General features: G+C 68.7%; 17 protein-coding genes and 2 pseudogenes. 9 read left to right on the top strand and 10 right to left on the bottom strand.

Annotated features, from left to right (window positions below; all coding sequences use genetic code 11):
• A pseudogene (locus tag IG08_RS0145505) lies at positions 1-282 on the bottom strand (IS200/IS605 family accessory protein TnpB-related protein); the annotation flags it as partial.
• A gap of 220 nt (positions 283-502) precedes the next feature.
• Here IG08_RS0145505 and IG08_RS0145500 point away from each other — a divergent pair.
• Positions 503-1,369 (top strand): alpha/beta fold hydrolase, encoded by an 867-nt coding sequence (locus IG08_RS0145500; RefSeq protein ID WP_052425161.1) that lies wholly within the window; start codon positions 503-505, stop codon positions 1,367-1,369.
• A 160-nt stretch (positions 1,370-1,529) separates the two neighbouring features.
• On the opposite strand, the gene IG08_RS0145495 is transcribed toward IG08_RS0145500, so the two are convergent.
• Positions 1,530-2,102 carry a TetR/AcrR family transcriptional regulator gene (locus tag IG08_RS0145495; RefSeq protein ID WP_030618021.1) on the bottom strand — a complete coding sequence of 191 codons (573 nt, stop codon included), beginning with the start codon at positions 2,100-2,102 and terminating at the stop codon, positions 1,530-1,532.
• Between the two features lie 187 nt (positions 2,103-2,289).
• Here IG08_RS0145495 and IG08_RS0145490 point away from each other — a divergent pair, with 187 nt between their 5' ends.
• The gene (locus IG08_RS0145490; RefSeq protein WP_030618018.1) at positions 2,290-2,763 is read left to right on the top strand and encodes a winged helix-turn-helix transcriptional regulator; all 474 of its coding nucleotides are present in this window, start codon (positions 2,290-2,292) and stop codon (positions 2,761-2,763) included.
• A 16-nt stretch (positions 2,764-2,779) separates the two neighbouring features.
• On the opposite strand, the gene IG08_RS0145485 is transcribed toward IG08_RS0145490, so the two are convergent.
• Positions 2,780-3,385: a CGNR zinc finger domain-containing protein gene (locus IG08_RS0145485; protein ID WP_030618014.1), complete on the bottom strand. Its 606-nt coding sequence runs from the start codon at positions 3,383-3,385 to the stop codon at positions 2,780-2,782.
• 82 nt (positions 3,386-3,467) lie between these two features.
• Between IG08_RS0145485 and IG08_RS0145480 the strand changes: the two genes are divergently transcribed.
• Positions 3,468-4,340: an alpha/beta fold hydrolase gene (locus tag IG08_RS0145480; RefSeq protein ID WP_030618011.1), complete on the top strand. Its 873-nt coding sequence runs from the start codon at positions 3,468-3,470 to the stop codon at positions 4,338-4,340.
• A gap of 46 nt (positions 4,341-4,386) precedes the next feature.
• On the opposite strand, the pseudogene IG08_RS55040 reads toward IG08_RS0145480, so the two are convergent.
• From IG08_RS55040 to IG08_RS61885, 5 genes and pseudogenes are all read right to left on the bottom strand, one after another.
• Positions 4,387-5,838, bottom strand: a pseudogene (locus IG08_RS55040) (DHA2 family efflux MFS transporter permease subunit).
• A gap of 128 nt (positions 5,839-5,966) precedes the next feature.
• Positions 5,967-6,665 carry an SDR family oxidoreductase gene (locus IG08_RS0145470; protein WP_030618009.1) on the bottom strand — a complete coding sequence of 233 codons (699 nt, stop codon included), beginning with the start codon at positions 6,663-6,665 and terminating at the stop codon, positions 5,967-5,969.
• A 424-nt stretch (positions 6,666-7,089) separates the two neighbouring features.
• Positions 7,090-8,562, bottom strand: coding sequence for a class I adenylate-forming enzyme family protein (locus tag IG08_RS0145465; RefSeq protein ID WP_030618006.1), 1,473 nt, complete (start codon positions 8,560-8,562; stop codon positions 7,090-7,092).
• A gap of 36 nt (positions 8,563-8,598) precedes the next feature.
• Positions 8,599-9,522, bottom strand: coding sequence for an alpha/beta hydrolase (locus IG08_RS0145460; RefSeq protein ID WP_030618003.1), 924 nt, complete (start codon positions 9,520-9,522; stop codon positions 8,599-8,601).
• Positions 9,523-9,529: 7 nt separating this feature from the next.
• Positions 9,530-10,504, bottom strand: a complete 975-nt coding sequence (locus tag IG08_RS61885) for an enoyl-CoA hydratase/isomerase family protein (RefSeq protein WP_030618000.1) — start codon at positions 10,502-10,504, stop codon at positions 9,530-9,532.
• Between the two features lie 260 nt (positions 10,505-10,764).
• Here IG08_RS61885 and IG08_RS0145450 point away from each other — a divergent pair, with 260 nt between their 5' ends.
• Entirely contained in the window at positions 10,765-11,448 is a 684-nt protein-coding gene (locus tag IG08_RS0145450) for a TetR/AcrR family transcriptional regulator (protein WP_030617996.1), read from the top strand.
• A 34-nt stretch (positions 11,449-11,482) separates the two neighbouring features.
• Here IG08_RS0145450 and IG08_RS0145445 read toward each other — a convergent pair whose 3' ends face one another.
• The gene (locus IG08_RS0145445; RefSeq protein WP_030617993.1) at positions 11,483-12,379 is read right to left on the bottom strand and encodes a short-chain dehydrogenase/reductase; all 897 of its coding nucleotides are present in this window, start codon (positions 12,377-12,379) and stop codon (positions 11,483-11,485) included.
• A gap of 106 nt (positions 12,380-12,485) precedes the next feature.
• Between IG08_RS0145445 and IG08_RS0145440 the strand changes: the two genes are divergently transcribed.
• From IG08_RS0145440 to IG08_RS0145430, 3 genes are all read left to right on the top strand, one after another.
• Positions 12,486-12,983, top strand: a complete 498-nt coding sequence (locus tag IG08_RS0145440; RefSeq protein ID WP_030617990.1) for a winged helix-turn-helix transcriptional regulator — start codon at positions 12,486-12,488, stop codon at positions 12,981-12,983.
• Positions 12,984-13,098: 115 nt separating this feature from the next.
• On the top strand, positions 13,099-13,632 hold the full coding sequence (locus IG08_RS0145435; RefSeq protein WP_030617988.1) for an SRPBCC family protein: 534 nt from the start codon (positions 13,099-13,101) through the stop codon (positions 13,630-13,632).
• Positions 13,632-14,690, top strand: a complete 1,059-nt coding sequence (locus IG08_RS0145430; RefSeq protein WP_030617986.1) for an LLM class flavin-dependent oxidoreductase — start codon at positions 13,632-13,634, stop codon at positions 14,688-14,690. The genes IG08_RS0145435 and IG08_RS0145430 overlap by 1 nt, the downstream gene beginning before the upstream one ends.
• A gap of 66 nt (positions 14,691-14,756) precedes the next feature.
• Here the strand turns inward: IG08_RS0145430 and IG08_RS0145425 are convergent, their stop codons facing one another.
• Entirely contained in the window at positions 14,757-15,386 is a 630-nt protein-coding gene (locus IG08_RS0145425; RefSeq protein ID WP_158812358.1) for a TetR/AcrR family transcriptional regulator, read from the bottom strand.
• Positions 15,387-15,481: 95 nt separating this feature from the next.
• On the opposite strand from IG08_RS0145425, the gene IG08_RS0145420 reads away from it, so the two are divergent.
• Complete coding sequence (locus tag IG08_RS0145420; RefSeq protein ID WP_030617982.1) at positions 15,482-16,660, top strand: saccharopine dehydrogenase NADP-binding domain-containing protein; 1,179 nt, start codon at positions 15,482-15,484, stop codon at positions 16,658-16,660.
• A 184-nt stretch (positions 16,661-16,844) separates the two neighbouring features.
• Positions 16,845-18,257 carry a dihydrolipoyl dehydrogenase gene (lpdA, locus tag IG08_RS0145415; protein ID WP_030617979.1) on the top strand — a complete coding sequence of 471 codons (1,413 nt, stop codon included), beginning with the start codon at positions 16,845-16,847 and terminating at the stop codon, positions 18,255-18,257.
• The last annotated feature ends 43 nt before the right edge of the window (positions 18,258-18,300 follow it).

Below are 18,300 nucleotides of genomic sequence, written 5' to 3'. Positions count from 1 at the left end.
CGCCCACTGATCATGCGTGGCCTTGGTGATCGACCCGGCCCACCGGGACGACGACACCGACGTCAGGCCCCGCTTGCGGGTCGCCCACGTCTGCGCGGAATGCTCCAGACCCTGCGCGCACCGCACCTTCAGATCCCGGGAAGCCAGCGACCCGAGGTACGCACCGACCAGCGCGAGGACCTTCACATCGGCGGGCGTGAGCTGCTTCAACCGGGTACGGACCGCCACCCCCGAGGGGCCGGGCACGACACACGACGCCGCAAGCTCCCGCAACCCGCCCACCCCACCCCACCCGTACAGCCCCTCGAATAACCCGCTCATCACACCCAACGAACACCACGCGGAAAGGTCACACATTCGACGAACGAACACCGATTCCCCTCCTGGGACGACAGCACCCAGCCGTCGGCCGGGAGCCTCAGCACTCACTCACACACGCCAGAACGCACTCCTGCTCAGTCAAACCCCAGCAGTTCTCCACCCCACGCAGAAGGGCACGGCCGTGAGCGACGAACAGGAAGTACGAGGCGACGTGGTGACGTCGTACCGGAAGGCACCCACCCGCACCCTCACCGCCGGGGGAGTGACCTTCGCCTACCGCGACCTCGGCCCGAGGACCGGCGTCCCGGTGGTCTTCGTCACCCACCTCTCCGCCGTCCTGGACAACTGGGACCCCCGAGTCGTCGACGGCATCGCCGCCAGGCATCGCGTCATCACCTTCGACAACAGGGGCGTCGGCGCATCCAGCGGCTCGACACCGAAGACCATCGAAGAGATGGCGAAGGACGCCGTCACCTTCATCCGGGGACTCGGGCTCGACCATGTCGACATTCACGGCTTCTCGATGGGCGGCATGATCGCCCAGGTGATCGCGCAGGACGAACCGCAGCTCGTCCGCAGGCTGATCCTCACGGGCACCGGCCCCGCGGGCGGTGAGGGCATCAAGAAGGTGACCCGACTGTCCCATCTCGACACCGTCCGGGCCCTGCTCACCCTCCAGGACCCGAAGCAGTTCCTCTTCTTCACCCGCACCGCGGGCGGGCGGCGAGCCGGAAAGCAGTTCCTGGCCCGGCTCAAGGAGCGCACTCACGACCGCGATAAGGCGATCTCCCTCACGTCGTACTTCGCCCAGCTCAAGGCCATCCACCGCTGGGGGCTCGCGCAGCCCCAGGACCTCTCCGTCATCCATCAGCCCGTGTTCGTCGCCAACGGCGACAACGACAGGATGGTGCCGACGAAGAACTCGTTCGAACTGGCCAGGCGACTGCCGAACGCCGACCTGGTCGTCTACCCCGACGCAGGCCACGGAGGCATCTTCCAGTTCCACGAGCAGTTCGTGGCGGAAGCCCTCGACTTCCTTGAGCGGTAGTGGGTGTCAGGTGCGGGCGGGCGGCGCATTTGGCCGGGAGTGCTCATAGGCGGGACGCCCGGAAGCGTCCTCGCATCCGGGCTCGGCTCGATGCCTTCGCGCACCGCTCGCCGGAGGCCGACCTCGGACCGCGGCCCTCGTTGCGGCGCGGTAGTGCGTCTCAGTCGATGAACGTGCGAGCGTTCTCGACTCCCCGCTCGAGGACCTCGTCGGCGAACGCGCGGTCGGCTAGGGCGCGGGACAGCTGCAGCGTCCCCACCATCATGGTGAAGAGCCCGATGGCTCTGCCGCGAGCGGCCTGCGGATCCGCGGGCGCCAGGCGGGCGGCGATCTCTTCCATGATGGCCGTCGCGCCCTCGGTGTACGCCTGCTTGGTGCCGTCCGCGCTTCGGCCGATCTCGTCGAGCAGCGCGGCGGAGGGGCATCCGGTGTCGGGCCGGTCACGGTGCTCGGGTGACAGATAGCCGCGAACGAAGTCCTCGAGTCCCTCTCGGCCGGGCCTCGGCGTGTCGCACCGATCCGCCAGTGTGCGCAGTTCATGGGCGACGACGTGGGCGACGAGGTCGTCCTTGGAGGCGAAGTGGGCGTAGAGCGCTCCATTGGTGAGCCCGGCGTCCGGCATCGGTGTGGAGATGCCCGAGCCGTCGATGCCGTCCTGCTTGAATCGGTGGCCGGCCCTCTCGATGATCCGTTGCCGTGTCACCTGCTTGTGCTCCTTGGCGTAGCGCGCCACAGGCTTGCTCCCGTCGCAATGTAAGGCCGTTGCCGTACAGGCCGAGCCCCAGTCGATGGTCTGACGTCCGTAATATTACGTCCGTGAGGCAATGATTTGTTGTCGGTCGCTGAGTCTCTGAAAGTAAACTCAAACGGCTAGAATCGTTCTCATGGATGCGTGGACCGAACTTCTCCAAGACACCGGCATGGACCCCCGGCTCGACCGGGACACGTCGAACTGCTCGATCGCGCGGACCCTTGAGGTCGTCGGGGAGAAGTGGACGATCCTGATCTTGCGTGAGGTCTGGTACGGCTCGTCCCGCTTCAGTGAGTTCGAACGGGTCCTCGGCTGTCCTCGCAACCTGCTCGCGGCACGGCTTCGGATGCTGGTGGAGGAAGGGATCCTGGCCACCGAGACCTACAAGGAGCCGGGCTCGCGGAGTCGGCCGAAGTATGTGATCACGTCCAAGGGTATGGATCTGGTGCCGGCCGTGATGGGGCTGCTGCAGTGGGGTGACCGCTACCGTGCCGACCCGGAGGGGCCGGCGGTCCTGGCGCGGCATCGCGAGTGCGGTGCCCACGTCGACGTCCAGATCCGCTGCGAACAGGGCCATCCGGTGCAGGCGAAGGACATCGAGAGCGTCCCCGGCCCGGCCTTTCGCGTGAGGTCGCCCGAGTGAGCTGAGGACATCCCGGTCAGTTTTCCGCCATCGGACCGCTCTGTCGTGAACGCGCCTGATGGAGGCGGACCTTGGTGCGGTTTCCGCAGCGGGACATGGAACACCATCGGCGGTTGCGAGCTGGGGAGCGGTCCAGGAAACGCAGAGCGCACCGGTCGGCTCCACAGACGCGCACGCGCTGGATCTCGGCGGACAGAAGCAGGTCGACGGCGTCCTGGGCGATGAGTGCCAGGGCGAGTGCGGGGTCGGCGGCGAGGGTCGTGGGGCCGGCGGGCTCCAGGCGGTCGTCGGTGATGACGAGTTGCAGTGCGGGTCTGGGGGCCGCCGCTGCCGACCGGTTGAGCAGCGTCACGTCGCCGGACATGGGCAGTCGGCCGTCGGCGACCGCCAGTACGGCCCGGTCGACGCTCTCGCGCAGCCGCCGGGCGGACATAAGAACGGCCGCCGGGGCGGGCTCGGTGGTCCCCGGGGCGAGCAGAAGGGCCTCCCGGAGCCAGCCCGTCAGGTCGTCCGGTTCCCGGAGGGTCTCCACCGGAGTGGCTCTCCACCGGCTTCGGAGGGTGTTGGCGAAGTCCAGGCAGAGCCGTCCGCCGTCCCAGATCCACATGTCGTCCGTTGCCACGTCTTCATTCTGCACGCTAGCTTAACTGTCTAAGACGGTTAGCTCGTGTTGGCTCGTAGCTCACGTCAGGAAGGCGCACCTCATGGGACAGCCGACAGTCACGACCGGAGTGGCGCAGGTGGACGGGGTCCGTCTGCACTACGCCCGAGCCGGGGCAGGCCCGCTGCTCGTCCTGCTCCACGGCTGGCCGCAGACCTCTGACTGCTGGCGGCCGGTACTGGCGGATCTCGCCGCCGACCACACCGTCGTCGCGCCGGATCTGCGGGGATACGGCCTGAGTGACAAGCCCACCGCGGGATACGACAAGCGGCGGATGGCAGCCGACATGGCAGGCCTCGTCGAGGCGCTCGGCTTCGAGCGCGCCATGGTCGCGGGCCACGACCGCGGCGCCCGCGTGGGGCACCGCTGGGCGCTGGACCGCCCGGACCAGGTGGAGCGGCTGGCCGTGCTCGACATCGTTCCCACCCGGGAGATGTTCCGCCGCCTGGACTCCTCACTCGCCTCCGGGTACTGGCACTGGCTGTTCCACATGCAGCCCGATCTGCCCGAGCGCCTCGTGGGGCGCGACATCCGGGGGTACCTCGAGTACTTCTTCGAGCGGTGGACCTACAACCGTCACGGACTCACGTCGGACGCGGTCGACGGCTACGTCCGTGCGTTCTCCCGTCCGGGCGCCCTGCGTGCGAGCCTCGACGACTACCGCGCCATGGAGGAGGACATCGCGCTCGACGACATCGACGTCGCCGAAGGCCGCCGCCTCACCATGCCGGTGCTGGCGCTGTGGGGTTCCACGGGGCTGCCTGGCCGCCTGCCGACACTGGAGATCTGGCGTGACTACGCGGACGACGTCACCGGTGCCGAGATCCCGGAGTGCGGCCACTTCATCCCGGAGGAGCAGCCGGAGGCCCTGTTGGCGCATCTGCGGCCCTTCCTGGCCGGTGAGAGAAGGGGCTGAGGGGCGGCCCCGCAGTAACCGGCTGAGCCGCCCCTCGGTCCTGGGCTCAGGTCACGACCGTGACACCAGGCGGAGTATCTCCCACTGCAAAGTCGGCGGCAGGGCCGTCGGCCTTGCGCTGCCGGGGCATCAGCAACGCCACAGCCGCTGCCAGGGCGACCGCACCGGCCCCGACCCAGAGCGCCGGGATCAACCCGTCCACGAACAGTGAGGCGGATCCGTAGCCACCCTGGGCGGAGAAGACCGCGGCCAGTGATGCGACGCCGATGGCGCCGCCGACCTCGCGGATCGCGTTGTTGGCGCCGGAGGCGATGCCCTGCTCTTCCGGGCGGACCGTGCTCAGGACGAGGTTGGCGCTGGGGGCGAAGAACATGCCGAGGCCGATGCCGCAGACGATCAGTGCGGGCAGCATGTGGGTGTAGGCCTCGTGCGGCTCGACGGTGAGTGCCCAGAGCCCGAGGCCGACGGCGTTCAGGGCCATGCCCGCCGTGACGACGGGTGCCCCGCCGATGCGGTCGGACAGTGCCCCGGCCAGCGGTCCGGCGATCATGGGCATGGCGGTCCAGGGCAGCATCCGTATGCCGGCCTGCATGGGCGAGTAGCCGCCGACGGTCTGCAGGTACTGGCTGAGCAGGAAGATCGACCCGAACATGCCCAGCAACATCAGCAGGCTGGCGGCGTTGATGGCGCTGAAGGAACGGTGTCAGAAGAGGTGCATCGGCAGCATCGGGTGCTTGGCGCGCAGTTCGTAGAGGACGAACCCGACGAGCAGGGCGGCACCGGCGAAGAAGGCGCCCAGCACCGGGGTGCTGCTCCAGCCGTCGGCGTTGCCGCGCACCAGGGCGTAGACGATGCCGAACAGACCGCCGCTGGCCAGAACGGTGCCGACGAGGTCGAGGGTCGGGTTCGGGCCGCGGCTCTCGTTCAGCCGCAGCAGGGCGAAGGGGATCAGCGCCAGGCCGAGGGGCACGTTCACCCAGAAGATCCACTGCCAGGAGAGGTTTTCGGTGAGTGCGCCGCCGATGAGCGGTCCGGTGGCGACGGCAATGCCACTGGCCGCGCCCCAGACACCCAGGGCCGCGCCGCGTCGTGCGGCGGGGACGGCGGCCGACAGCAGGGTGAGCGTCAGCGGCGTCACGATCGCGGACCCGACGCCCTGCGCCGCCCGCGCGGCGATCAGCTCACCCATCCCCGGTGCGAGTGCGGCCGCGGCCGAGGCCGTGGTGAAGATCCCGAGCCCGATGGCGAACAGTCTCCGGCGGCCGAAGCGGTCACCGAGGGAAGCGCCGAACATGAGCAGGACGGCGAAGGTGAGGGTGTAGGCGCTGACCGTCCATTCGAGGTCCTCCAGACCGCCGCCGAGGTCCTCGCGGATGGAGGGCAGGGCGGTGGTGACGATCAGGTTGTCCAGCGCGGTGATGAATCCGGCCGCGCTGGTGATGACCACGGCCCAGACGGCGGAGCCGCCTCGAACCGGTTGCTTACTGTGCTGTTTCATGGCGTTCCCTGGGCAGACGTACTGGGCGATGGATCAATGACGTGAAGGCGGGCGGGCGACGGCACGGGGGAAGCGACAGCGAGCACCGGCATCCGCCGCACTGGGGGCGGATCGCTGGGCGGCTGCTCTCAGGGGAGCTGCGGGTAGAGCACGGAGACGCCTCCGGCCAGTGCGGCCTGCGCTTGGCGTGAGGCGTCGTCCGCGACGATCTCGTAGGCGCCGTTGGCGATGCCGTCGACGGCGATCCGGGCGATGTCGGTGGGGTCGGACTTGGGCGCGTCGACGGCTCGGACCATGTCGGTGTCCATGTAGCCGACGTGCAGGCCGGCCACGCGGATGCCCTGGTCGGCGAGCTGCAGGCGCAGGGCGTTGGTGAGCGACCACTCGGCGGACTTGGCGGCACAGTAGGCGCCGAAGTCCGGGAAGCTGACCCAGGACAGGCCGGACAGGACGTTCAGGATCGCCCCGCCGCCGTTGGCTGCGATCTGGGGTGCGAAGGCGCGGGTCACCGAGAGGGTGCCGAAGTAGTGGGTGTCCATCTCCAGGCGGACGGCGTCCAGGTCGGCGGTCAGCAGGTCGGCGCCGGTGGACGACCCCGCGTTGTTGACCAGGACCGTGACATTGCCGGTGGCCTCGGCGGCGGCCGCGACGGAGGCGGGGTCGGTGATGTCGAGCGCGATCGGCTTGGCGCCGGGCAGGTCGACCTGGTCGGGGTTGCGGGCGCCGGCGTAGACGGTGGCGCCGCGGCTGAGCAGTTCGGCGGCGAGGGCCCGGCCGAATCCCCGGTTGGCTCCGGTGACAAGGACGGTGCTGGTGGAGAGGTCCATGGAGGTTCCTGGTGAAGTGGTTATTAAATTACGATCATAATCTAAATGGAGAGGGGTGGTGATCGCAAGCGCTCTGCGCGGAGAGGGTGCGCCTCGCCCCTGGCGCGCGACCGGCCCGCACTCGACACGAAAGGGGCCCGCCCTATGCAGGCAGGCCCCTTTGCGGTCCGCCAAAGGCGGACTCAGAGCTTGACGATCTTGTTTCCGACGTTCTCGATCCCTGGAGCTTGCGCTCGGCGCGCCGGCCGCCGACCTCACGGACGAAGGCCGGCTGGAGGTCCAGCTCTTCGCTGGCCGTGAAGGCCAGGATGTCCGAACGTGTGACGGGCAGGTTCCACAGGGTCTTCGACGAGAGCGGCAGCGGTCTACTCGCTCCTGACCGGTGAAGTTCGGGACGCTGTGGGCCGCTCTGGAACCACGTTGATCAGGACCGGGCAGAGAGGGCTGCGTGGCCGGCACGCAACGAGGTCTTGTCGATCTTGCCGACCGCGTTCTTCGCGATGGCTTCCACCACGAAGAACGCGGTCGGGCGCTTGTAGCCGGTGAGGCTGCGCGCACAGAGGGCTTTCAGGGCCGACGGATCGACGGTCGCCCCCGGTCGCGGCTGGACGTAGGCGACGACCACCTCTCCCCACTTCTCGTCGGGTACGCCGATCACGGCGGCCTCGAGCACCGATGGGTCGCCCGCCAGCACGTCCTCGATCTCCTTGGGGTAGATGTTCTCCCCGCCCCGGATGATCATGTCTTTCGAGCGCCCGACCAGAGTCAGATAGCCCTCGGAGTCGAGGTGGCCCACATCGCCCGTGTGCAACCAGCCGTCGACGATGACGCGGGCCGTTTCGTCCGGACGGCCGAGATACCCACGCATCACGTTGGGGCCCCTGACGACGACTTCACCGTCCATGCCCGGCGCCATTTCGGTGCCGTCGGTGTCGAGGATCCGGATCTCCTGTCCGGGGAACGGGAGCCCCACGGTTCCGGCGCGTCGGGGGCCGGCGACGGGGTTGATGGTGGAACCGCAGGTCCCTTCGGACTGGCCGTATCCCTCGACGAGCGGGAACCCGTACCGGGCCTCGAACCGGGTCAGCAGCTCGGCGGAGGCGGGGGCGGCGCCGCAGACGCCGAACCGCAGCGACGATGTGTCGGGCCGGACGTGGTCCGGGAGTGCCGCGAGCATGCTGTAGATCGTCGGCACCGCGCTGAAGAAGCTGGGGCGCTCCTGCTCGACGAGATCGAAGAAGGTACGGGGATCGAACCGGCCCGCGATGACGACGCTCGCGCCCACGAGCAACGGCAGAAGGACGCTGACCACGATGCCGTTGACGTGGAAGAGCGGCAGGATCAGCAGGCACCGGTCGGCCGGCCCGACCTCCAACGCCTGGCGCCCCATCTCCACCATGGCGTCGATGTTGGCGTGGTCGAGCATCACGCCCTTGGGCACCCCGGTCGTACCGCTGGTGTAGATGAGCAGGGCCAGCGTGGCCGGGTTCAGAAGCGGTGCCTGATCCGGCTCTACCCCTCCTTCGTACAGTTCGCCGACGCCGAGTACGGCGATACCGGGCGCCACTACCGCCCCGTCGTCCTCGACCACCAGCAGGCGCGCACCGGAGTCCTTGAGCTGTCGGACCACTTCGACGTCGGTCATGCTCGGGTTGACCGGTGTGATGGTGGCGCCGAGCCGCCAGGCGGCGAAGAGCAGGACGACGAACTCGACGCGGTTCGTCAGCTTGAGGGCGACGACGTCACCGGGACCGATTCCGTGGTCCTGGAGCTGACGCGCTGCCATGCGGACCCGGCTCAGCAGCTGCGTGTTGGTGAGGGACTGGTGCCCGTCGGAGACCGCGGCCCCGTGGGGGTCGAGCTCGGCGCGGCGGTCGGGCAGAGAAGCGAAGTTCATGGCGAGGCGTACCTGTCTCGGTGTGATGCGATCCGGTCAGGGAGTCGATGCGGCTGGTGCCGGGTGCAGCTGGCGGGTGAGGAACTCGATCTGGTCGCGCACCAGTTGCTCGAAGGTCTCGCCGGTGTAGAAGTCGAAGTGGCCGGCGTCGTACCTCTTGATCTCTCCCCGGGGCGCGGTGCCCGCGTACCGGAGGGTCTGGGCGGGGGGTGTGACCGAGTCGGTGTTGCTGACGCAGAAGAGGATCGGCATGGTGACCTTCTTCGCCGCACGCCCGGGCCGGTAGGCGGCGATGGTCGGGATCACCCGTGCCGCCACCTCGTTGCGGAACGTTGTCCCGGGCGGCTGCAGCGCCTGGTATCCGGGCAGTGCGTCCGGGGCGTTCATGAGCGCCGGTGAACCGGGGGCGGCGGCGATGGGAACCATCGCGGGCGCCCTGCCTCGGACCCTCGTCGCCAGATCCCGGGCGAGCACGGGAGTCATCCTGAGTGAGGCGAGCGGGCCCAGTGCGAGCGCGGAGGCGAGACCGTCGGTGAACGGGCACTGGGCCACGGCCGCGCGCAGTTCGGGATGGCGTGAGGCGACGGTGATGGCGTGGCCGCCGCCGAAGGAGCTGCCCCAGACCGCGACACGGGAGCGGTCGACGTCATGGCGGGCCTGGACGTAGGCGAGGGCGGCATCCCAGTCGACGAGCTGACGCTTGATCGACAGAAGCTGGCGCGGGTGGCCGCCGCTGTCGCCGAAGTGCCGGTAGGTGAAGGCCACGGCGGCGATGCCGGCCTGCGCGAAACGCTCGGCGAAGGCGTCCAGGCGCATTTCACGGGTGGCGCCCAGGCCGTGCCCGAGGACGACGACGGGCGGGGAGGTGACGCCCGTGGGGAGGTAGAACCACCCGGCACAGGTGCTGTCGCCGGCGGGGAACGTGATGTCGTGACGGGTGAAGGAGTGCGCGGTGGTCATCGCCGGCTCACCGCCGCTTCGTCTTGGTCGAGCGGTGCCCGGGCACACTGCCCGAGGCGAGCGCCTGCGCGTAGGTGTCCGGCCGGTAGAGGGGGAGCTCACCGGTGGCGTCCGTCGTCTCCATGTAGTTGAGCATCAGTTCCTGCCCCTCCTTCGACATGACTCTGGTGAAGAACTCGGCGCGTTCGACGTGCAGGCCGTCCTCCAGCGGCATCGAGCCGCCGAAGTACACCGACCTCTTGGCAGCCGCCACCGAACCCTTCGGCCGCTTGCCGAAGCGTTCCGCGAGTTCGACCGCCTGCGCGAGCACCTTGTGCTGCGGGACGACCTGGTCGACCGCCCCGTTGGCGAGAGCCTCCGCGGGTGTGAACGGCTTGCCTTCGAGGATCGCGGCCAGGGACCGGTGGGTGCCGATCAGGCGGGTCAGCCGCTGGGTGCCGCCTCCGCCCGGGATGATGCCGAGGAGGATTTCCGGCTGGCCGATGAAGTAGTCCCCGTCGGCCATGACGCGCAGATCGCACGCCCAGGCGAACTCGGCGCCGAGGCCGAGAGCCGAACCGTTGAGGGCGGCGACGAAGAGGACACCGCTGGCGTTCATCCGGAGGAAGGTCGTGTGCAGACGCTCCAGTTGGAGGGCTCCCCGCATCGGGGTCCTGCGCATCACGGGCCCGAGGAGACGGGACCGGTCCACGTGCTTCGCCGCGCGTACGACGGCGGCGGCACCGCGTCGGCCGACCGTAGGGCTCGCGGCGCCCTCTTCCTGCAGCCACCGCAGCGCGGCATGGCTGACGAACCGCTCGGGGTGCGCCCCCGTGAAGACGACCGCACAGATGCCCGGATCGCGGTCGGCACGGGCTACCAGCTTGTCCAGCTGATGGGCGATGTCGAGGCCGAACTCCTGATGCCGGCCGCCGTCGACCCGGACGATCAGGACGGCTCCGCGATCTTCGATCTCCAGATGGCCCTTGTCTTTGTACGGCATGAATCTGCTCCCGTGCTGAGTTCATGGGGGTGGGAAGTGCGTGGGACAGCTGCGGATGCGTGTCGCGGCGATGGGGTCGGTTTTCGCCCCAACGGGCTGTGTCCGCACAGGCGGCACGAGACTGGAACAGCGCGTGATGACGCGTCCAAGGACGGACGCGTGTATCCGGGACGGCACGTCACGTGCGATGTGTACTATTGCCGTGAAGAATTACATAACCAAGTTATTTTGAGCGTGTCAATGCTGGAGGCGTGCGAGACATGGCAGGGCGGGCGAGGCTTGACGATGCACCGGAACGGCTTGTGCGGGCGGCCATCGGTCTGCTGGCCGAGCAGGGGCCGTCTGCCGTGAAGGCGCGCACGGTGGCTTCCGCGAGCGGACTGTCGACCATGGTGGTCTACAGCCACTTCGGCGGGATCCCCGAGCTGATGAGCGCTGTTGCCGACCACGGGTTCAAGGAACTCGGCAGGGCGTTCGCCCAGGTGCCGGTGACGGAGGACCCGATCGCGGATCTCTTCGCCATGGCCTTGACCTGTCGTCGGCTGGCCCGCGAGAACCCTCACCTCTACGACCTGATGTTCGGGCTGTCCACTCGGGCGACTTACCGGCCTCTGTCGGATGCGGACCTTCGCCTGAGCGGGCATTCCCCGGCCTTTCGCGAAGCCCACGCTCATGTCACTGCGGCCTGCGAACGGCTCGTGCACTCAGGCAGGGTCGAGCGGCAGGAACCCGAGGTCATGGCCGCCCAGTTGTGGAGTTTCGTGCACGGTTACATCACCCTTGAACTGGCCGAGCATTTCGTCGAGTTCGATGACGCCGTGATGCAGGTGCTCCTGCCGATGGGCGTTAACTTCTCTGTCGGGTTGGGTGACAAGCGAGAACGTGCCGAGGCCTCGCACGAGGCCGGCGCGCGCCTGTACGACTCCATCCTCCAAGGCGAGTGAGAAGCCGGGCGGTTGGGTGCAGTCCCGCGGGCGGCTAGGACGACCTGGTCCCCGCACCACGGGCATGGGTACCCGGCGTGAGCTGGTTATGCCTTCCCAGCGCCGCGACCTCCCGTTCGAGGGACGGAACCGCCCGGGCCGCGAAGCGTCGCGCCCAGGGCCAGGCCAGCGGCGAGTTCAGCGCTCCCTTCGCCCAGTTGGCCACGGCAACCGCGCGCGGGACGTACACGCGGCTGCGGCGGCGCACGAGCCCGTCGACGATCGCGGCGGCAGCCCGGTCGGCGCTCGTGGTGACGTTGCCCGGATAGGGCAGCCGTCGGCGCAGGCCCTGGAACGAGGGGAGGTCCGCCTCGGCGCCCCGGACGAGGTCCGTGTCGATCCAGGAGGGGTGCACCAGGCCGACCGTGACCCCGAGATGTGCCACCTCCTGGCGATAGGTCAGGGCGAGCAGCTCGGCCGCCGCCTTGCTCGCGCCGTACGAGGCCATCGCGGCCAGCGGCATGAACGACAGCGCGGACGCCACGACCAGCACGTGACCCCGGCTGCGCTCCAGATGGGGCGTCGCGTACTTGAGGGTGCGGAAGACGCCGTTCAGGTTGATGTCCATGACCCGTTCGAACGACGCCTCGTCCGTCTGGCGCACCGTCCCGTACGCCACGACCCCGGCGTTGGCGACGACGAGGTCGATGCCGCCCATGATCTCCGCGGCTTCATCGATCGCCGACCGTAGAGCCGCGCCGTCACGCACGTCGGCCTCGCGCCAGGCGGCGGCGGGGCCCAGGTCGGCGGCGAGGTCGCGCAACCGATCGGGTTCCAGTCCGATCACGGTCACACGAGCTCCTCGGGCGGCGGCCAGGCGGGCCACCTTCTCCCCGATGCCGCGTGCCCCTCCGGTGACAACCAGCTTTCTGCCCTGCAAGTCACGTTTCATGGCGGCAACATAACTTCGTTATTGATGGAACACAAGAGACCGCGCACCGGCCGCTGCTCGAGTTACCTGCTGGGTCTCACGACTGGACGAACCTATGCTGGCAGTCATGAGGCGGACATCCTTTGCGCAGTGGCCCTGCTCGATCGCGCGGACCATGGACCTGCTCGGGGACTGGTGGACGCCGTTGGTGCTGCGTGAGGCGTTCTACGGGATCCGGCGGTTCGACGCGTTCCAGGAGTCGCTGGGGATCGCCCGCAATACGCTCACGGACCGGCTGCGTCGTCTGGTGGAGGAGGGGCTGCTGGAGAAGCGGCCGTACCAGACGGAGCCGGTTCGGTACGACTACGTGCTCACCGAGAAGGGGCGCGACTTCTACGGCGTGCTTCTGGTGATGAATCGCTGGGGAGACCGCTGGCTGGCCGGTGAAGCGGGCCCGCCGGTGGTCATGCATCACGATGTGTGTGGGCATGAGACCCATGCCGAGGTGGTGTGCGCCGCCTGCGGTGAGCCGATGACCGCGGACAACACCCGCGCCCGGATGGGCCCCGGCTATCCACCGCAGCTGGCCGAGCGGCCGGATGTGCGGGAGCGTTTCGCGGGCTGACTCAGTAGTTCGGCGGTGCCCGCGCTCGCCCTTGACAAGTAAGTCTATCTACGCAACTTTACTGGTCAGTTGCTCGTATGTGGGTTTTCGGTAGGGGCAGGGAGGCCACCGGATCATGGAGTGGACGGGTGCGCGCTATGCGGACAAACCGACGGTCGAGGTCCACACCTGGATCGCCGCTCCACCGGCACAGGTGTGGACGGTGGTGTCCGACATCGAGCTGATGCCGCGTTTGAGTGCCGAGCTGCAGTCGGTCGAATGGCTGGACGGCAGGGGCGGCCCTGCCGTGGGAGCCCGATTCGTCGGCCGGAGCAGGCATGAGTCCTTGGGGGAGTGGGCCACCACGTCCCACATCGTCGAGTACGAGCCGTCGAGGAGGCTCGCCTGGGCGGTAGAGGACCCGCTGAACCCGACGGCGATCTGGCGGTTCACGTTGGAGCCGCAGGACGGCGGCACTCTGCTGCGGGAATGGATGCAGATGGGGCCCGCCCGCTCAGGTCTCTCCTTCGCCATCGACCGCATGCCGGAGAAGGAGCAGAAGATCGTCTTCGTCCGTATGCGGGAGTTCGAGACCAACATGATCGTCACCATCGAGGGGATCAAGAAGCTGGCCGAGAGTGCCGGGACTTTGGGCGAGGCGAGTCTCTGATGCGTACCTCCACCACGATCGAAGCCTCCGGGGCCGATTGGCGGGAGATCGTCGACTACGTCACCGAGGCGGAGAAGCTCGGTCTGGACATCTGCTGGGTGGCGGAGGCGTGGGGCTCCGAGGCGCCCTCGCCGCTGGGTTACCTCGCCGCGAAGACGGAGCGCATGCTTCTCGGATCGGGAATCATCCAGCTCGGCACCCGCACGCCGATGGCCATCGCCCGCGCCGCGATCACCCTGTCGCAGATTTCCCAGGGACGCTTCCTCCTCGGTCTGGGCCCCTCCGGACCACAGGTGATCGAAGGACTGCACGGTGTGCCCTTCGACCGGCCGCTGTCACGGATGCGCGAGACCGTCGCGATCGTGCGACAGGCCGCCTCGGGCGACAAGATCTCCTATACCGGGCGGGAGTTCCAGATCCCGCTGCCCGGCGAGGCGAAGCCCATGCGTCTGTCGATGCGCGCCGAGTACGACATCCCGGTCTACCTGGCGACCCTCTCGCCGAAGATGCTGCACCTGACCGGTGAGATCGCCGACGGCTGGCTGGGCACCAGTTTCGTACCCGAGGGCGCCAAGGGGGCGTACTTCGACCACCTGGACCGGGGCCTCGCTGCCGCCGGCCGCAGCCGCTCAGACCTGGACATCTGCCAGGGCGCTGAGGTCGCCTTCGCGGACGACGAGGACGCGCTGCGCACGATGGTGGCCGGTCGCAAGAAGGAGCTGGCCTTCAGCCTCGGCGGCATGGGCTCCGCGACCACCAACTTCTACAACAACGCCTACAGCCGCCAGGGATGGACCGAGGTGGCGGCCGAGGTCCGGACACGTTGGCAGGCCGGGGACCGCGACGGCGCGGCCGACCTGGTCACCGACGAGATGGTGCTGGCGACCACGCTGATCGGAACCGAGGACATGGTGCGCGAGCGGCTGCGCGTGTGGCGCGACGCCGGTGTCGACACCGTTCGTTTCTACCCCGCTGGCGAGACCCTCGACGCCCGGCTCGCGACCCTGGGCCGGGCCATCGACCTGGTCCGCGACGTCGAGGACGAGGCGGCACGGTAGCGACAGGCCATGCCGGCCGCGGAGGGCTGCTACGCGCCGACGCCGTCGACGGGGCCCCGGTTCAGGTCAACCGCGGGCGCTGATGCCGTCGGCCGCCAGGCCCGACATCAGGAGGGTGATCGCGCGGAACGTCCTGGTCAGGGCCTCCTCCCGATCCGTCGCGGCGGCGATGATCTGGTTGCCCTCGCACAGACCGGCCAACAGCAGCCGGGCGACAGTAGCGACGGGAACGTCCGGTTGCAGGTCGCCGCGTTCGGCCAGAACGGTCAGCAGCCGTTCGATCGGCGGCTGGGCGACGGTTTCGTTGATGCGCCGGTACTGCTCTCCCAGGACCGAGGGCGCCTGGGCCATCAGCTCACGGTGCAGCGGGCCGTCGATGGTCCGCCGTAGGAAGGCGTGCGTGAGGTTGGCCACCGCGGTCATGGCGGGCTCGTCCGGCGCGGCACGGATTGCCTCGGACGTTGTGTCGCCCAGGTCCCCGACCTTCTGAATCAGCTCCGTGTAGAGCTCGGCGAACATCGCCTTCTTGTCCGGGAAGTGGTGGTAGAAGGTGCCCTTGCTCACCAGTGCCGCCCCGGTGATGGCCTCGACCGACGTGTCCGCGAACCCGTTGTCGACGAACAGTTTGCGCGCGGCCGCCACCAGGTCCGCGCGAGTCTGCTCCGCATACATCTGTCGTCGGTTTGGCCCTCTCATGTGTGCCATCGTATATTCAATGACCTCAAGTCAATGAATGACTCAGGGTCAATCGATGGTCGTCATGATCTGCCCTCCGGAAGGCAGGCGGAGCCGTGGAAAAGCGCAGGATCGTGTTGCTGGGCGCGACGGGGTACACCGGGCAGCGAGTGCTCGGGAAACTGCTCGCGCGAGGTGAGAAGCCGACCTTGGTCGGGCGAAGTCGGACCAGGATGCTGGCCCTGGCCGACCGCTTCGAGGCGGAACTGGCGGTGGCCGAGGTCGATGTCACCTCGGCGGCCGACCTCACGCGTCTCCTGGAGCCCAGCGACGTGGTCCTCTCCACCGTCGGGCCGTTCATGCAGCTCGGTATGGCCACGGTCACGGCTGCCGCACGGGCAGGGGCCCACTACTTCGACTCCACGGGGGAGGGGCCCTTCGCCCGCCGCGTCCTCCATGAGCTGGACTCCGTCGCGGCCGCCCGGGGAGCGACCCTCGTGCCCGCGTTCGGCTACGACTACGTACCGGGCAACCTCGCCGGGGCGCTGGCTCTGGACAAGGCGGGCGAGCGCGCACGCCATGTCGAGATCGGCTACTTCATCACGCGCTCGGGACGCGGGGACGAACTGCTCTACCGGAGCACCCTGCGCGACTCCTACACCCTGACCACGGCAGGCACACGGCAGACGCTGGTCGCCGCGGCGGCCGAGGACGGGTTCGCGTACCGCCCTACACATCCCGGGGGTCCTTCCCGTCTGGTCGACGAACGTGCCGCCAAGCGTGTCCGCACTTTCCGCTACGCCGGTGTGAAACGTTCGGCCATGACCGTCCCGGGCACGGAGCATCTCGGACTGCCGGCGGTCTTCCCCCGGTTGGAGAGCGTCGAGGTGGGGCTGGGGTGGCTCGGGCGGTGGACCCGTCCGATACAGATCGCCGCCGCACTCCAGGCGCCCTTGCTGCGGTCGGCGAAGGTGCGGGCCGCGTTGGCACGGTGGTCCGAGCGGCTCCCTGGATCGCACCGTGAACCGGACCCCGACGGCCGTTCCCTGGTGATCGCCGTCGCCCGCGACGGCCACGGTCGCCCCCTGGCCAGGACGGTTCTCACCGGGCCGGATCCGTACGAGATGACGGGATCTCTGCTGGCCTGGGGCGCCGTCCACGCGGCGGCACCGGACGCCGTCCTCAAACCCGGCGTGCACGGACCCGTCGCCGCCTTCGGGCTCGAGCCCCTCGGGCACGGTGCCGCCGAGGCCGGAGTACACGAAGTCGCCGAGGTCTCGGCCCGCAGTCGATGATTACTGCGCGGGCATCGATCACGGCGACCGGGCGCTGAATCGGACGTCCTGGGGACTGCCTGCGGTTGCCCTGCGGCCGGCGGTGGCGGGAGTCACCGTTGTTGAGTTGATGAACAGATTGTTCGATCGGGAGCGAGCCGGCCCCTCGTGAGGAGCCGGCCGCCCCAGCGGAAAGGAACCGTCCATGGACGAGCAGGGTGAGCGTTTCGACGTCGTCGTACTCGGCGCGGGCCCCGGCGGATACGTCGCCGCCATCCGAGCCGCCCAACTGGGCAAGAGCGTCGCGGTGGTGGAGGAGAAGTACTGGGGCGGTGTCTGTCTGAACGTGGGCTGTATCCCCACCAAGGCCCTGCTGCGCAACGCCGAGCTGGCGCACATCTTCACGCGCGAGGCGAAGACCTTCGGCATCAAGGTCGAGGGTGAGGTCTCCTTCGACTACGGGGAGGCCTTCCGCCGCAGCCGGAAGGTCGCGGACGGCCGGGTCAAGGGCGTCCACTACCTGATGAAGAAGAACAAGATCACGGAGATCAGCGGCCGCGGCACGTTCCTCGACCCGCACACGCTTCAGGTCGCCGACTACGACGGCAACATCCGCACCATCGGCTTCGATGACTGCATCATCGCCACCGGCGCCACCCCGAGGCTGCTGCCGGGTACCCGCCGTACCTCCCGGGTGGTGACGTTCGAGGAGCAGATCCTGGCCGAGGACCTGCCGCAGTCCATCGTGATCGCGGGTGCCGGCGCGATCGGCATCGAGTTCGCCTACGTGCTGCACAACTATGGTGTGAAGGTCACCGTCGTCGAGTTCCTGGACCGGGTCGCGCCGCTGGAGGATGCCGAGGTCTCCGCCGAACTCGCCAAGCAGTACCGGAAGTTGGGCATCGACGTCCTCACCTCGACGCGTGTCGAGTCGATCGACGAGTCCGGTCCGCAGGTCCGTGTCACGGTCACCGGCAAGGACGGCGCTCAGCAGGTCCTGGAGGCCGACAAGGTCCTCCAGGCGATCGGGTTCGCGCCGAACGTCACCGGCTACGGCCTGGAGAACACCGGCGTGACCGTTACCGAGCGCGGCGCGATCGACGTGGACGGCCGCTGCCGCACCTCCGTCCCGCACATCTATGCCATCGGTGACGTCACCGCGAAGCTGATGCTCGCGCACGCCGCCGAGGCGATGGGCGTGATCGCCGCCGAGACGCTCGCGGACGCGGAGACGATGGAGCTGGACTACGCGATGATCCCGCGCGCCACCTACTGCCAGCCCCAGATCGCCAGCTTCGGCTACACCGAGGCGCAGGCGAGGGAGAAGGGGTACGACGTCCAGGTCGCCAAGTTCCCGTTCACCGCGAACGCCAAGGCCCACGGCCTCGGTGATGCGACCGGCTTCGTGAAGCTGATCAGCGACGCCAGGTACGGCGAGCTCCTCGGCGCCCACCTCATCGGCCCGGACGTCACCGAACTGCTCCCCGAGCTGACCCTGGCCCAGCAGTGGGACCTCACCGTCCACGAGGTCGCCCGCAACGTGCACGCCCACCCCACCCTGGGCGAGGCGGTCAAGGAAGCGGTCCACGGCCTGGCCGGGCACATGATCAACATGTAGCGGGGTGCTTGGCGCAGCGGCAACAGGGCCCGTTGTTGCTCGG

The organism is Streptomyces fulvoviolaceus, from assembly GCF_000718165.1.
Classification (GTDB): domain Bacteria; phylum Actinomycetota; class Actinomycetes; order Streptomycetales; family Streptomycetaceae; genus Streptomyces; species Streptomyces fulvoviolaceus.
Note: the sequence above shows the minus strand (reverse complement) of the source record. Positions and strands in the feature narration are given on the sequence as shown.